Below are 15,774 nucleotides of genomic sequence, written 5' to 3' on the forward strand. Positions count from 1 at the left end.
GAAAATGTGGACGTGCTGACCCTTTCCGCAACGCCCATTCCCAGAACGCTGCACATGAGCCTGGCGGGAATTAGAGACATGAGCCTGCTGGAGGAACCTCCCCAGGAAAGACATCCCATCCAGACTTACGTTATGGAAAACAACCCTGAATTTATCCGTGAGGCTATCCATCGTGAAATCAGCCGCGGCGGTCAGGTATATTATCTATATAACCGCGTGGAATCCATTTCGGAAGAAGCTTTCCGCATCCAGAACCTGGTGCCCGATGCTAACGTGACATACGCCCATGGGCAGATGTCCGAGCGAGAACTGGAACGCATCATGGGGGATTTTATCAGCGGCGAAATTGATGTTCTGGTTTGCACAACGATCATCGAAACGGGCATGGATATTTCCAATGCCAACACGATCATCATTCAGGATGCAGACCGTATGGGCCTTTCTCAGCTCTATCAGCTGCGGGGCCGTGTGGGCAGAAGCAACCGCATCGCCTATGCATATCTGATGTACAAACGAGACAAAATGCTGCGAGAAGCGGCAGAAAAACGCTTGCAGACCATCCGTGAATTTACGGAATTTGGTTCCGGCTTCAAAATCGCCATGCGAGATCTGGAAATTCGCGGTGCAGGCAACTTGCTTGGCGCAGAACAGCACGGGCATATGGAAGCCGTTGGTTACGATATGTATTGCCGTCTGCTGGAAGAAGAAGTACAGAACCTGAAGGGCGATACGCCGAAGGAAGAGCAGTTCGAAACTTCCATCGACCTGAATATCAGCGCCTTTATCCCCGATTTTTATATCAAAAATCAGGAACAGCGCATGGAACTTTATAAAAAAATCGCAGGCATCCGCAACATGGAAGAGTATTACGATATGCAGGAAGAACTGGAAGACCGCTATGGCGATATGCCAAAGAGCGTACAGCTTTTGCTGGAAGTGGTTCTGGTGAAGGCAGAGGCCCACGAAATGGGTATCACCTCCATCAGCCAGAAGCATGGCAATCTGCTGCTGGAATTCCGCCCTCAGCCCAATATCGACCCTGCCAAACTGATGCAGCTGATCGCCAAAGAAAAGGGGAAATACCTTTTTACCGCCGGTGCAAATCCTTATCTGACCATCAAACCCAGACGGGACGAGGCGGAAAAACCGTTGCCCCTCATTAAAAATTTCTTTACAGCATTAAAGGGCTAGTCAGATGTTTATCAGTTGTGTTATAATCAGAGACAATACTGAAAAATATAACGGAAGAAGGTTTGATATATGAAAAAGAAAATGAAAGGCCTGATGGGTATCCTTCTGGCAGCAATGATGTGCCTGACAGCCTGTGGCAGCAGCGCAGCGGAATTTACCGATGAAGCGGTACTCAAAATCGACGGACAGGAGATCATGAAGTCCGAATATATGGTTTATCTTTATACGACTACTCAGAGCTTTGTTGCGGCGGCTGGGGAAGATGTCTGGAGCATGGATTTTGACGGCCAGACAGCCGATGAACTGGTGGAAGAACGTACCATCAGCACACTGCAGAGCGTGAAAGCTGCTCAGGAATATGCAGAAGCCAACGGCATTGCCCTGACAGATGCGCAGAAAGAAGAAGCTAAGGCAGCAGCGGAACAGTTCGTTGCTACAGTGGATGCGGAAACATTGGCAAAAATGGGCATGGATGCAGAAAAACTGGTTCCCCTGATGGAGGCATCCTATCTGTATTCTCTGGTGTATGAATCTATTGCGGCAGAATGTGCTGTAGATGAAGCAGACATGGCGGCTTATTACGAAGAACAGAAGGACCAGATCAAATCTGATTATACGACTTATAATCTGGCGACTATTTTGCTGGATAATGCCGATAAGGCGGAAGAAGCAGCAGAACGCGCCAAGGGTGGCGAAGATTTTGGATCTCTGTTCAAGGAATTCGATGTTGACCCTGCGGCGGCAACAGGCGAAGAGACCGGCGAAACCACCATGTATCAGAGCTATATGCTGGAAAACTTCGGCCTGACAGAACCTTTGGAAGTGGGCGAAGTGGCAGGCCCTATCCAGGTGGATGAAGGCAGATATTTCATTCTGAAGGCACTGGAAAAAACAGTTCCCACGGATGCAGAAGTGAAGCAGATGGCAGAAACAGGCTATAAAGATAAGATTCAGACAGAATACACAGAAGCCCGCATCGATGAAATGGTGAAGGCGCAGACAGTGGAAAAAATCGAAGCTGTTTGGGAAACCCTGGAAAAATTCCATTAAGGAAAAAGGAGACGTTCAGAATTTCTGGACGTCTTTTTCTGTGGTTGAAAAAGAAGCATAGATAGAGTATGATGAAGAAAAGTTTTTGGCTTAAGGGAAAAGGAGGAGAGAAAATGGAATTGAAAAAAGTATGGGCCATGTATTTCAGCCCCACAGGGGGAACAGAAAAAGTGGTAAAAGGAACAGCGGAAGCCCTGGCGGCGAAACTGGGCCTGCCTGTGGAAGTATATGATTTCACACTGCCCGGTGCGCGGGAAAAAGAGGCTGTTTTTGGCGAAGGGGATATCGTTGTTTGCGGCACACCTGTTATCGCTGGACGTGTGCCCAATGTATTGCTGCCCTATCTGACGGGAAAAGTGAAGGGCAATGGCGCTCTGGCGGTGCCTATGGTTTCCTTTGGCAATCGCAATTTTGATGATGCCCTGATCGAATTGCGTAACATTATGGAAGAAGATGGCTTCAAGACCGTTGCAGGCGGTGCTTTCATCAGTGAACATTCCTTCTCCAAAACACTGGCGGCAGGCAGACCTGATGAAAAGGATATGGCTATCGTGAAGGAATTTGGCGAAGCCGTTGCGGCAAAACTGGCAGGCGGCTGGGAATATGCAGGCCCTGCTTATGTGAAGGGCAATGACCCCATCCGTCCATATTTCAAACCCCAGGATAGACATGGCGAGCATATCGACATCCGTAAGGTGAAACCCAAAGTAAGCGATGCCTGCTGTGAATGTGGCATTTGCGCAACGGTTTGTCCCATGGGTTCTATCAGTAAGGAAAATATCAGAGAATATGTGGGCATCTGCATCAAATGCTGTGCCTGCGTGAAGAAATGTCCTACACAGGCAAGATATTACGATGATCCCGGTTATATCTACCATAAGGAAGAACTGGAAGAGCTTTACGAAAGAAGAGCCGAACCGGAATGGTTTGTATAAAAAAGAAAGGAAGCCGAAAGGCTTCTTTTTTATTGCAAAAACTGGGAACGGTTGTTCCCTTTTTTCTTCTTTTATGGTATACTTCTCTTCAGAATGAAGGAGGTGAAGGCATGGAAGATCTGAAAATCGTTGGCGAGGTAGAGGATATCATTTATCAGAATAAGGATAACGGCTATACGGTTTTTTCTTTCACTACAGAGGATGATGAAGTGACCTGTGTGGGCACTGTTCCCGATATCCACAGCGGCGAGACCCTGGAAATTCGCGGCAATTGGACGATGCACCCTCTCTATGGACGACAGGTACAGGTGCAGTATTATGAAAAATCCATGCCCACCACCGTTGCAGGCATGGAAAAATATCTTTCCTCCGGCATGATAAAAGGCATTGGTGCAAAGACCGCCAAGCGCATCGTGGAACGATTCGGCGAAGCGACCTTTTATGTGATCGAAGAAAAGCCCGATATGCTGACGGAGATCAAGGGCATCAGCTATGATAAGGCGCAGAAGATTTCCGAAGCCTTTTGCGAGCAGCACGAGCTGCGCAGAGCCATGATGTTCCTGCAGGGTTTTGATATTTCCCCTGCCTATGCCATGCGTATTTATAAGAAATATAAAGCGCGCACCTTTGAGATCGTAAAAAATAACCCCTACCGTCTGGCCGATGAAGTGACAGGTATCGGCTTTAAAATGGCGGATAAAATGGCGGCCAGCGCAGGCATCTCCGAAGATAACCCCAACCGGGTGAAGGCGGCGGTGAAATATGTGCTGAACAACGCTGCGGCCAATGGGGATTGCTATCTGCCGAAGGAAAAACTCATCGATCAGTCTGTAGAGCTTTTGAATCTGCACCCCCTTGCCATCGAAAATGCCGTTCGGGAACTGCAGGTGGACAGCCAGATCTGGCAGGAAAAGCTGGATGGTGAGGACTGTGTTTATCTGAATTATTATTTTTATGCGGAAATGTCCGTGGCGAAGCGCTTGCTGGAATTGGCGGCGGATTATGAACCTGCGGATATGGAATATATTGCGAAGGAGATCGCCCGGGTGGAAAAGGAAACAGGCGTTATTCTGGCGGAAGAACAGCGCCTTGCCGTTCTGGAAGCCATGTCCAGCGGCGTGCTTATTATCACCGGTGGTCCTGGTACAGGGAAAACCACCACCATCAATACTATCTTGCGCATTTTGAAGCAGGAGGATCTGGACGTGGTGCTGGCGGCGCCCACAGGTCGTGCGGCGAAGCGTATGACGGAAGCAACGGGCATGGAAGCCCAGACCATCCATCGTCTTTTGGGCATCAATTTTATCGGAGAGGATAACCGCCGACAGACCTTTGATAAAAACGAAGATGACCCCATCGAAGCTGATGTCATCATCATTGATGAAAGCTCTATGGTGGATATCGCCCTGATGCAGGCATTGCTGCGGGCGGTGGAAAGCGGTTCCCGTATTATTTTCGTAGGGGACGTAGATCAGCTGCCTTCCGTTGGGGCAGGCAACGTGCTGAAAGATATGATAAGAAGTGAACGGCTGAAAGTGGTACGCCTGCAGCATGTTTTCCGACAGGCCCAGGAAAGTGCTATCATTATGAATGCCCACCGCATCAATCAGGGGGATGAACCTGTTCTGAATGAAGAGGGAACAGATTTCTTTTTTATGCGCCGCGCCTATGCGGAGGACGTAGCGGTGACCATTCAGGAACTGGTGACAAAGCGTCTGCCCAAATTTACGGGCTGCGATGGTCTGCAAGATATGCAGATTCTGACCCCTATGCGAAAGGGTACCCTTGGGGTACAGAACCTGAATCAGGTTTTACAGCAGACTTTGAACCCTGCGGCTTTTGATAAGCGGGAAGTGAATTTCCGTCAGGTTACCTTCCGAGAAGGTGATAAGGTCATGCAGATTAAAAATAACTATAATATTGTCTGGAAATGCTACGATTGCCGTAGCGGGAAGCGATATGACGAAGGCCTTGGCGTTTACAATGGCGATGCGGGCATCATCCTTTCCATTGACAATGACGGGGAACAGATGCGGGTGGCTTTCGACGATGGCAAGATCGTGGATTACGATTTCAGCCAGCTGGAGGAATTAGAACTGGCCTATGCTATCACCATCCATAAATCTCAGGGCAGTGAATATCCCGTTGTTATTTTGCCTGTCTATAGCGGTCCGCCCATGCTGATGACGAGAAACCTGCTCTATACAGCGGTGACCCGTGCGAAGCAGCTGGTGGTTATCGTTGGTCTGCGAGAGACTGTTTCTGCCATGATACGCAATGATAAGGAAGTGGGCAGATACACAGGCCTTGCCCAGCGTATCCAGAATCTCCATGATTTCATCCACGGAAGCAGGATTCCGGGAGGTGGCATCGTATGAAAGAAAAACTGATAGCATTGCTTTTTCCGCCCCGCTGTGCGGTCTGTGGTGAGGTGCTTGCGTTGGACGAAAGGGACGGATTTCTTTGCAAAACATGTTCCTCTCATATTCCATATATTCCGAAAAAAATTTGTCCCCATTGCGGAGGGGAAACCGACAGGGCAGGTTTCTGCGAATTTTGCCTGAAGACCTTTGCCTTTGAAACGGCCTGCGCAGCCTTTCCGTATGAGAAGGTGCGGAAATCTATCCATCTTTTTAAATATGAAGGCGGGAAAAAGCTAGGATACGGGCTGGGTGAACTGATGGCAGATTATCTGCTGAAGTACCATGAGGAACTGCTGGTCTGGACGGATCTGATTTTATCTGTGCCTCTGCATCCGAAGAAAGAAAAACACCGTGGGTTCAACCAGACTCATATTTTATGTGAGAAGATTTCCGAAAAGACTGATCTGGTGTTCCAAAAGGACGGTCTGCGAAGAAAAAGAAATACGGCGGCGCAAAGCACCTTGAATTCTCCGGAGGAAAGACGGCAGAACCTGAAGGATGCTTTTGAAGCGACTGCGGATTTTGCAGGAAAGCGTATCCTTTTGGTGGATGATATCTTTACTACAGGCAGCACCTGCAATGAGTGCGCCAGAACTCTGTATCGTGCCGGCGCGAAGGAAGTGCATGTTTTTTGCCTTTCTGCAGCTGGCCTGCATATGGAACAGGAATGATGAAAGAAGGAGCCTGAAAGGGCTCTTTTTTATCATTTTTGTGAAAAGACACAGAAGATATATTGCATGTTGTATGCATAAAAACTGTATACAATGTCTTTAAAATGAATTAATATGCAAATTATGCAGCTTGTTATGCAAATGGATTTGTGCATTATGGAAAAAATGGGGATTTTATATTAAATTTTATTGTAATATTTGAATATAAAATGAACGTTTTTTCAATGTTTTAAATTAAAAAATAGATATTTAAAGCATTTCTATGCAGAATTGAACATGATGTCATACAACAAAAAGAGGCTTGTCTGAAAAAATGATGGATTTTTACAGACAGCCTCTTTTTTTGCATAAAAAAATTAGGATGCTAGATATTGACTTTATACTAAAAAACGAGTAAATTTTTACAAAAGTTCTTTTGTATGCGAATAAATACAGACACAAAAGAGTTTTTAGAAATTATATTATACTATGTAAAAACTGCGGCGGAAGGGCCGCAGGAAAAAACAGAAGAATATCCAGCGTTTACGGCGCAGGATAAGCTTCACGAAAGAGGGGAATCTTTATGGAAAAGAAAAAAGGCTTTTTTGAAGGTGGTTTTGGTAAGTTTATCCTGCCTGGTGTCATCCTTCAGTCCGTAATGATCGGCGGCGGTTACGCAACTGGCCGTGAGATCGTAGAATACGGTGGTAAATACGGTGCTTATGGTTGGCTGTCCGGTGTTGGTACACTGATCGCTTTTGCCGTTATCGCAGCGCTGTCTTATGAACTGATCCGTCTGACAAAGGCGTATGACTTCAAATCCTTTATGAAGACAATCGGTGGTCCACTGTACATTGTATTTGACGTAGTTTATCTGCTGTTCATGGTAGTTATCATCGCCGTTATGGCATCTGCAACAGGTAATATCGTAGAACAGACCTTAGGCCTCAACTATTGGGTCGGCGTAGTTGCCATCACAGTAGTTGTAGCAATTCTGAACTTCTATGGCTCCAGACTGATCGAACGTTTCGAAACACTGGGTACAATTGCTCTGTATGCTGGTTATATCATCTTTGCTGTACTGGTTATCGGTACATTTGGTGACAACATTCCTGTAGTATTTGCAAATAACGACACAAGCTTTGTAGAAGGTGCAACTGCAGGCAAAGCACTTTGGAGCGGTATTCTGTACTGTGGTTATAACCTGGTAGTACTGCCCGCATCTTTCTTCACAATTGAAAGACAGACAAGAAGAGTGGAATCCATCGCTTCCGGTCTGATCGGCGGTATCCTGGCAACAATCCCTTGGTTCCTGACATACTTTGCTCTGATGTGCTTCTATCCCAGCGAAGAAGTTATGGGCGCATCTGTTCCTTGGCTGTCCATGATGCAGGGTACAGCAGGTCCCGTGGTTATCGCAATCTTTGGCGTGGTTATGGGCTGGACACTGATCGAAACATCCACAGGTATCATCCATGCTGCGATCGAACGTATCAACAATGGTTTCAAGGAAGCAAATAAACCTCCTATGACAAGCAAACAGCAGGTTGTTCTGACAGTTATCGTTCTGGTTGGTTCCATGGTTCTGTCCAAAGTTGGTATCATCGACCTGATCGCAACCGTTTACAACGCACTGTCCTACATCTTCCTGGCAATCTATGTACTGCCTCTGTTCACAGTTGGTATCTACAAGATCTGCAAACTGCGTAAAGCAGAACTGGCTGCAAAGAAATAAGACCTTTCATTGCCTGCGAAAGCGGGTATGCCATAAAAATATACAAAAGATAAAATACATCCAAAATACATCCAGAAAAAAGAGTAATGGGGTATCTGTGAAAGCAGATACCTCTTTCTCTTTTTAGAAAAAAGAATCAGAAAAGGAAAAAAGTGAAATACTTTCTGTATCCCTTATAGAGGGTATTTCATATTTTGATGGAGAATGGCATTTTTTTGTCAAGTTTTGTTTGTAAATGGGCTAAAAAAGCGTTATAATCTTGTGTTGTATAGTTCTGAAAAGATACACTGGGGAGAGTTATTTATGTTACGTTTAGGATTTGATAATGAAAAATATCTGCAGATGCAGTCGAAGCATATCAAAGAACGCATCAGCCAGTTTGGCGGCAAGCTGTATCTGGAATTTGGCGGCAAGCTGTTCGACGATTACCATGCATCTCGCGTGCTGCCTGGCTTTAAGCCGGACAGTAAGATCAATATGCTGGTGCAGCTGAAGGATGACGCGGAAATCGTTATCGTTATCAGCGCAGGCGATATCGAAAAGAATAAAGTACGCGGCGATCTTGGCATCACTTATGATGCAGACGTACTGCGTCTGATCGATGCTTTCCGTGGCTACGGCCTGTATGTTGGCAGCGTTGTGCTGACACAGTTCAATGGTCAGGCAAGTGCCATCGCCTATGAAAAGAAACTGGAAAGCCTTGGCATCAAGGTTTATAAACATTACCCCATCGAAGGCTACCCCGCCAATATCCCTCATATCGTCAGCGAAGAGGGCTTTGGCAAGAATGACTATATTGAAACACAGCGTTCTCTGGTAGTCATCACAGCGCCCGGCCCTGGCAGCGGCAAAATGGCTACATGCCTTTCTCAGCTGTACCATGAAAATAAACGGGGCGTGAAGGCGGGTTACGCAAAATTCGAAACATTCCCCATCTGGAATATTCCTCTGCGCCATCCCGTGAATCTGGCGTATGAAGCGGCTACAGCCGATCTGAACGATGTGAACATGATCGACCCCTTCCATCTGGAAGCTTACGGTGAAACCACCATCAACTATAACCGTGACGTGGAAGTTTTCCCTGTGCTGAATGCTATGTTCGAACAGATCTACGGTGCATCTCCCTATAAATCCCCTACGGATATGGGCGTAAATATGGTCGGCAATTGCATCTTTGATGATGAAGCCGTTTGCGAAGCTGCAAGAACAGAAATTGTAAGACGCTACTATAAAGCTCTTTGCGATCATAGAAAAGGCGGCCTGGCGGATGATGTCATCTACAAACTGGAGCTGCTGATGAAACAGGCAGGCACCAGTATCGAAGACAGAACCGTTGCGACGGCGGCAAACGCAAGAGCCGAAGAAACAGGCGACCCTGCAGCAGCCATTGAACTGATGGATGGCACCATCGTAACAGGCAAGACCAGTCCTCTGCTGGGGGCATCCTCTGCAATGCTCTTGAATGCGCTGAAAACACTGGCAGGCATCCCCAAAGAAGTGAAACTGATCGCTCCCGAGATCATCGAACCTATCCAGAAGCTGAAAATCGGTCATCTGGGCAACCAGAACCCCCGTCTGCATACGGATGAAGTGCTGATCGCTCTGAGCATCTGCGCAGTAAATGATTCTCAGGCAGCTTTGGCCCTGAAACAGCTGGAAAAATTGAAATGCTGCGAAGTGCATTCTACAGTTATCCTGTCTTCCGTAGATGAAAACGTATTCAAAAAACTGGGTGTGAACCTGACTTGCGAACCCAAATACGAAACGAAAAAACTCTTCCACAGATAAATATAAAAAGCGAGAAGCGTGTCCGAAATGGGCGCGCTTCTTTTGACATATGGACTTTTTTACGGTATGATTTTCTTAGAAAAATAAAGGAGGAGATACCCATGAAATATACATACCCCAAAATTGAACTGCATCTGCATCTGGATGGTTCCATCCGCCCTGAAACCGTGTGGGAACTGTACCAGAAGGAAGGCCTGGTAGGCGATGGTGTGGATTTTGAAACATTCACAAGAGATGCTGCTGTTCTGGAACCCTGTCTGGATGTAAACGACTGCCTGACGAAATTCGATCTGCCCCTGAAAATCATGCAGGATGCAGAATCTATCACCCGTATCACAAAGGAACTGGTCTGCGATCTGGCGGAACAGGGCGTGGTTTACGGGGAAATCCGTTTTGCGCCTCAGCTGCATACACAGAAAGGCCTGACACAGAAGGAAGTCATCGATGCAGTGCTGAAAGGCAAAGAAGAAGGCCTGAAACTGCATCCCGAAATCGGCATCGGTATCATCCTCTGCTGCATGAGCATCGGTCTGGAAACTGTGAATAAAGAAGAAAATCTGGAAACGGTTCGCCTGTGTAAGGAATATCTGGGCAAAGGCGTAAACGCCCTCGACCTGGCAGGTGCGGAAGGTATCGTGCCCCTGCGGAATTTCCATTATATCTTCGATTTGGCAAGGGAACTGGAATTGCCTTTTACCTGCCACGGCGGTGACAGCCAGGACTATGAAACAGTAAAAGATGCAATGGATTTTGGTTCTCTGCGTATCGGCCACGGCCATGCGGTTTACGAAGCACCTGAGCTTTGCGAACGCGCCATGAAAGAAAACATCACTTTTGAAATCTGCCCTACCAGCAATATCCGCTGCCAGAGCAGAGAAAACTATGCAGCCCATCCTGTGAAAAAACTGTTGGATATGGGCATCCGTGTGACCATCAATACAGATAACATGACGATTTTCGATGTTACTCTGGATGATGAATATGACCATTGCCTGAACGATATGGGCTTCACAGAAGACGATATCCTGAAAATGCTGGTTTACTCCGCAGAAGCGGCCTTCCTGCCTGAGGAAGAAAAAGCAAAACTGGTGGAAAAGGTAAAAGCATATCAGAAATAAGAAAGAAAAAGAGACACTCAAAAAAATAGAGTGTCTTTTTTATTGCCCGAAAACCTGCAGGATAGCCAGGAAAATGAGGATGCCGCCGGAAAGGAGCGACCACAGGCTTTCCTTTGGTTCCGGGTGCAGAATGAGCCTTGCGCCGCCTTTTGCACCGACAGCGAGAAAAACAGTTTGCAGCAGGGCAGCGAAGAGGGGGAGAAGGGTCACATCCATCCCGCTGGCGGCGGCGCTCAGCCCAATGGCGAAGGAATCCATGGAAAGGATGAAGCCCAGAAGCAGCGCTTCTTTCGGCTCGATGGAGAAGGATGCGTCTTTGTCGCAAAGGGAAGGAGACTGCAGGGGCGAATCCTCCTTCTCTTTTTTTTTCCCCGTGCCTTGCAGACAAAGCCACACCCCGAAGGAAAACAGGATAGCCGTAGAAATCCCCTCCGCCAGCCCCGCAGGGAAACAGGCGGCGAGTAGCCGCCCCACCCCTAAAAAGGCTTCCATCATCAGAAAGGTTTCTCCCGTCAGAAGCAGCAGAGAAGAAGGGGGAAAGCGAATACGCCTGAGACCATAGGAAAGGCCAATGCCCAGGGCATCTACGCTGAGGGAAAGGGCCAGAAGCAGGGGAAAAACCATGGGGAACACCTCCTGCTATCCATCCTATGCAGCAGTTCTAATTTGGGGATTGTCCACATACATTGAAGCAGATGGACAACTTCGAAAAACAAAAGATGGAGCGTGAGGATATGGAATGGTGGAGCATGCAGCTTTCGGCAGTTTTGAAGACCCTGCGGACAGATGAAACAAAGGGACTTTCTGCAAATGAAGCAGCCAAACGGCTGGCAACGGACGGGAAAAATAAACTGGAACAGGGCGAGGGGCGAAAAGGCTTTTTCTGGCGGTTTCTGGCTCAGTTCAATGATTTTATGATATTGCTCCTCATCGGGGCGGCGGCGGTTTCCTTTGCTGTTTCCTGGTGGAATGGGGAACGGGATTTTGTGGATTCGGCTATCATCATTGCCATTGTGGTTCTGAATGCCCTTTTGGGGGTTTTACAGGAAAGCAAGGCGGAAAAGGCATTGGAGGCATTGAAGGAACTTTCCGCGCCAAAGGCAAAAGTTCTGCGAAATGGGGAAGAAAAAGAGATTCCTGCGGAGGATGTGGTACAGGGGGATATCCTTCTGCTTTCCGCAGGGGATTACATCTGTGCTGATGGGCGCATCTTGGAAAACCACGGCTTGAAAACGGAAGAAAGCGCCATCACGGGGGAATCCCTCGCCATTGAAAAGGAGGTTTCTGTTTTGCCCGAAAAGACTCAGTTGGGAGACAGAAAAAATATGGTTCTTTCCGGCAGCTATGTTCTGGCGGGGAAAGGAGCAGTAGCTGTTACGGCAACGGGAATGCATACGGAAATTGGTCACATCGCTTCCCTTCTGGCGGAACAGGAGGACAGCGAAACGCCCCTGCAGAAAAAGCTGGGGGCAACGGGGAAGATGCTGGGTATCGGCGCATTGGGCATCTGCGGCATCATCTTTGTTATGGGTATCCTGCGGCAACAGGAACCCTTTCATATGTTTATGACTTCCGTCAGCCTGGCGGTAGCGGCAATTCCCGAAGGCCTGCCTGCTATCGTTACCATTGTCCTTGCCATCGGCATGCAGCGGATGTCCAAAAAGAATACCATCATTCGCCGCCTGCCTGCGGTGGAAACTTTGGGCGGCGCGGAAATTATCTGTTCCGATAAAACGGGCACTCTGACCCAAAACCGCATGAAGGTGACCAAACTGGCGGCAATCGGGAAAGATTTGGAAAGGAATGAGGAAAAAAGGCGATTTATTCTGACTCTTTTCACCCTCTGCAACGATGCCAAACGGAAGGGTACAAAAATCATCGGCGAGCCAACGGAAAAAGCCCTTGCGGAAGCGGCGGAGGAAGGCGGGGTTTCCCTGAAAGGCCTTTGGCAGGAAATGCCCCGTATCGGGGAAATCCCTTTTTCTTCGGAACGGAAACTGATGACGACGGTACACCCCAGCGGCGGGAAATGGATTTCCGTTACCAAAGGCGCACCGGATATCCTCTTTGAAAAATGTACCCGTTGTCTGGATGGTTCCGGGCAGGCACCCTTCGATGGCAGGCGCAAAAGCGAAGCCCGCCTGAAAAACGGCGAAATGGCAGCCAATGCCCTGCGGGTGGTGGCGGTGGCCTTTCGGGAATGGGAAGAGGAACCCTTGTTTTTTACACCGGAAAGTTTGGAACGGGATTTGGTTTTCGCAGGCATGGCGGGAATGATAGACCCACCCAGACCAGAGGCGAAAGAAGCTGTTCGGATTTGTAAAGAGGCGGGTATCCGTCCTGTGATGATTACCGGCGACCATGCCCTGACAGCCCAGGCCATTGCAGCAAAGCTGGGTATCTACGAAAAGGGTGACCGCGTCATCACTGGGCAGGAACTGGCACAGATGAAGGATGAAGAACTGGAACAGGCAGTGGAAAACTGTACGGTTTTTGCTCGTGTTTCCCCTGCCCATAAAGTCCGTATTGTGAAAGCCTTTCAGAAGGACGGACGAGTGGTTGCCATGACGGGGGATGGTGTCAACGATGCCCCTGCTCTGAAAGCGTCGGATATCGGCTGTGCCATGGGGAAAAACGGCACGGAAGTGGCAAAAGGCGCGGCAGATATGGTTTTGATGGATGATAATTTTGCTACCATCGTGGAAGCGGTGCGGGACGGCCGCAGCATTTATGATAATATCCGCAAGGCGGTACACTTTCTCCTTTCCAGCAATATCGGTGAAATAATCACCATTTTTGCTGCCATGTGCTTTGGCTGGGCAACGCCTTTGCTGCCCATCCAGTTGCTCTGGGTCAATCTGGTGACGGATTCCCTGCCTGCCATCGCTTTGGGCGTAGACCCTGCGGATCAGGATATTATGGAGCGTCCGCCCAGACGGGAAGCTTCCCTTTTTGCTGGCGGTATGGGCAGCCGTATCGCCGTGGAAGGGATGATGATCGGTATGCTGGCGCTGTTGGCTTTTGGTATTGGTCATATTTATTTTGACGGCGGGAAGGAATATACCACAGGGCGCACCATGGCCTTTGCGGTGCTTTCTCTTTCTCAGCTGGTCCATGCTTTCAATATGCGGACGGAACATTCTCTGTTCCATATTTCTCTTTTCAGCAACCCTGTGCTTCTGGGGGCATTTTTCGTAGGCTGCCTGTTGCAGGCAGGGGTCATCATGGTGGAACCTCTGGCGGCGGTATTTAAAGTTTGCCCGTTAGACAAGATGGAATGGCTCATCGTGGCGGCGCTGGCGTTGGTGCCTCTGCCCGTGGTGGAGCTGGAAAAATGGAAGGATCGTCTGTTGAAAAAACGGATGGAGAAATTTTGAGGAATTTTTAAAAAAATTTCGGTCATAATTTTTACTTATCGCTATTGTGCGACCTCTTTGGATTTTGTATAATAAAGAAAACAAAAGAAAAGGGAGGCAACCCCATGAAAGTTGATGTTTCTTTAGATCTTTATCGCATTTTTTGTGCCGTTGTCCGCACGGGCAATATGTCCGCTGCGGCAAGGGAATTATATATTTCACAGCCTGCTGTCAGCATGTCTATCCGCCAGCTGGAAGACCGCATGGGCAGTCCCCTGCTGGTGCGTACCGCCAAGGGCGTATACCCCACAGCAGAAGGGAAACTGCTTTATACCTATCTGGAACAGGCTTTGGGCCTGATTCAGGCGGCAGAAGAAAAATATTATCAGATGGTTCATATGGAAATGGGCGAATTGAAGATTGGTGCCAGTGACACGGTTATTGCCAATTTCCTGCTGCATCATCTGGAGCAGTATCATAAGCTCTATCCCGATATCAATATCAAGGTCACCAATAAGACTACCTATGAATCTCTGCGCCTGCTGCGAAGCGGCAGCGTAGATGTCTGTTTCATCAATCTGCCCATTGCCGATAACGAAGATCTGGAAGTGACTCCTTGTATCGAGATCCACGACGTACTGGTAGGCGGGGAACGCTATCGCATGTTGGCAGAAATGGGGATGCAGGTGAAAGACCTGCCCAAGTATCCTCTGCTGCTGCTGGAAGATCTGAGCAACTCCCGCCGCTATATCGACCGCTATGCGGAGGAAAACGGCGTGGTGCTGAACCCTATTCTGGAACTGGGCAGCAGCGATCTGCTGGTCAGCTTTGCGGAGATCAATCTGGGGCTGACTTATGTCATCAAGGAATTCACCCAGAAAGAACTGACAAGCAAACGCCTGTATGAAATTCCTGTAGAGCCTCCCGTGCCTAAGAGAAGCATCGGTATGGTGCGGCTGAAAAATGTTGCCATGCCCCATGCCCTGCAGGGTTTCATCGAGTTGATAGATTTTCCCAATAAGGAAGATTGACAGAGATCGTACGATATGTTAATATATGAACAGATATTCATATGAGAAAGGAAGCAAAGCTATGAAGGAAGACCTGATGCAGGAAGAATTTGATATGGAAAAAGAACTGCAGAAGGAGTTCGTTCAGGAACTGGCAGAATTTTTCAAGATTTTTGGCGATGGCACCCGTATCCGCATCCTGCAGATCCTGCTGGAAGGGGAGAGAAACGTGGGCGAATTGGCAGAGGCCCTGGAAATGAGCCAGTCTGCCGTGTCCCATCAGCTGCGGGTTTTGCGTCAGAATGACCTTGTGAAATATCGCAAGGAGGGCAAGACGGTGTTCTATTCTCTGGATGATGAACATGTACGCATGGTCATCGAACAGGGCATGACCCATCTGCGCCATAAACGTGGATATCACGAATAAAAGAAAACTAGGCTGTATATCATTTACAGCCTAAATTTTAAAGGAATATATGAATGATTATTCATGTGAACAAATAAAACGAGGTGAATCC

12 protein-coding genes are annotated in these 15,774 nt (G+C 48.1%); 11 read left to right on the plus strand and 1 reads right to left on the minus strand.

The window, feature by feature from the left end:
- From IJ369_RS00235 to add, 8 genes are all read left to right on the plus strand, one after another.
- Window positions 1–1,191: TRCF domain-containing protein (locus tag IJ369_RS00235; protein WP_290714566.1), on the plus strand; the 1,191-nt coding region annotated here is incomplete at its 5' end.
- A gap of 69 nt (window positions 1,192–1,260) precedes the next feature.
- The gene (locus tag IJ369_RS00240; protein WP_290714569.1) at window positions 1,261–2,241 is read left to right on the plus strand and encodes a peptidyl-prolyl cis-trans isomerase; all 981 of its coding nucleotides are present in this window, start codon (window positions 1,261–1,263) and stop codon (window positions 2,239–2,241) included.
- A gap of 113 nt (window positions 2,242–2,354) precedes the next feature.
- Complete coding sequence (locus tag IJ369_RS00245) at window positions 2,355–3,176, plus strand: ferredoxin (protein WP_290714572.1); 822 nt, start codon at window positions 2,355–2,357, stop codon at window positions 3,174–3,176.
- Window positions 3,177–3,286: 110 nt separating this feature from the next.
- Window positions 3,287–5,554: an SF1B family DNA helicase RecD2 gene (recD2, locus tag IJ369_RS00250; RefSeq protein WP_290714575.1), complete on the plus strand. Its 2,268-nt coding sequence runs from the start codon at window positions 3,287–3,289 to the stop codon at window positions 5,552–5,554.
- A complete protein-coding gene (locus IJ369_RS00255) occupies window positions 5,551–6,270 on the plus strand; it encodes a ComF family protein (protein ID WP_290714577.1) in 720 nt (239 codons plus the stop codon). The genes recD2 and IJ369_RS00255 overlap by 4 nt, the downstream gene beginning before the upstream one ends.
- Window positions 6,271–6,832: 562 nt before the next feature.
- A complete protein-coding gene (locus IJ369_RS00260) occupies window positions 6,833–7,984 on the plus strand; it encodes a YkvI family membrane protein (RefSeq protein WP_290714579.1) in 1,152 nt (383 codons plus the stop codon).
- A 303-nt stretch (window positions 7,985–8,287) separates the two neighbouring features.
- Window positions 8,288–9,772: a DUF1846 domain-containing protein gene (locus tag IJ369_RS00265; RefSeq protein ID WP_290714581.1), complete on the plus strand. Its 1,485-nt coding sequence runs from the start codon at window positions 8,288–8,290 to the stop codon at window positions 9,770–9,772.
- 101 nt (window positions 9,773–9,873) lie between these two features.
- Window positions 9,874–10,890, plus strand: coding sequence for an adenosine deaminase (add, locus tag IJ369_RS00270; RefSeq protein WP_290714582.1), 1,017 nt, complete (start codon window positions 9,874–9,876; stop codon window positions 10,888–10,890).
- A gap of 39 nt (window positions 10,891–10,929) precedes the next feature.
- Here the strand turns inward: add and IJ369_RS00275 are convergent, their stop codons facing one another.
- The gene (locus IJ369_RS00275) at window positions 10,930–11,514 is read right to left on the minus strand and encodes a manganese efflux pump (protein WP_290714584.1); all 585 of its coding nucleotides are present in this window, start codon (window positions 11,512–11,514) and stop codon (window positions 10,930–10,932) included.
- 110 nt (window positions 11,515–11,624) lie between these two features.
- On the opposite strand from IJ369_RS00275, the gene IJ369_RS00280 reads away from it, so the two are divergent.
- The 3 genes from IJ369_RS00280 to IJ369_RS00290 all read left to right on the plus strand — a co-directional run bounded on the left by IJ369_RS00280 (window position 11,625) and on the right by IJ369_RS00290 (window position 15,683).
- Window positions 11,625–14,267 carry a calcium-translocating P-type ATPase, PMCA-type gene (locus IJ369_RS00280; protein WP_290714587.1) on the plus strand — a complete coding sequence of 881 codons (2,643 nt, stop codon included), beginning with the start codon at window positions 11,625–11,627 and terminating at the stop codon, window positions 14,265–14,267.
- A gap of 104 nt (window positions 14,268–14,371) precedes the next feature.
- The gene (locus IJ369_RS00285) at window positions 14,372–15,277 is read left to right on the plus strand and encodes a LysR family transcriptional regulator (RefSeq protein ID WP_290714590.1); all 906 of its coding nucleotides are present in this window, start codon (window positions 14,372–14,374) and stop codon (window positions 15,275–15,277) included.
- A gap of 61 nt (window positions 15,278–15,338) precedes the next feature.
- Window positions 15,339–15,683 (plus strand): ArsR/SmtB family transcription factor, encoded by a 345-nt coding sequence (locus IJ369_RS00290; protein ID WP_290714592.1) that lies wholly within the window; start codon window positions 15,339–15,341, stop codon window positions 15,681–15,683.
- Window positions 15,684–15,774 lie beyond the last annotated feature (91 nt).

The organism is Anaerotignum sp., from assembly GCF_017483025.1.
In the GTDB taxonomy this organism is placed as follows: Bacteria; Bacillota; Clostridia; order Lachnospirales; family Anaerotignaceae; genus Anaerotignum_A.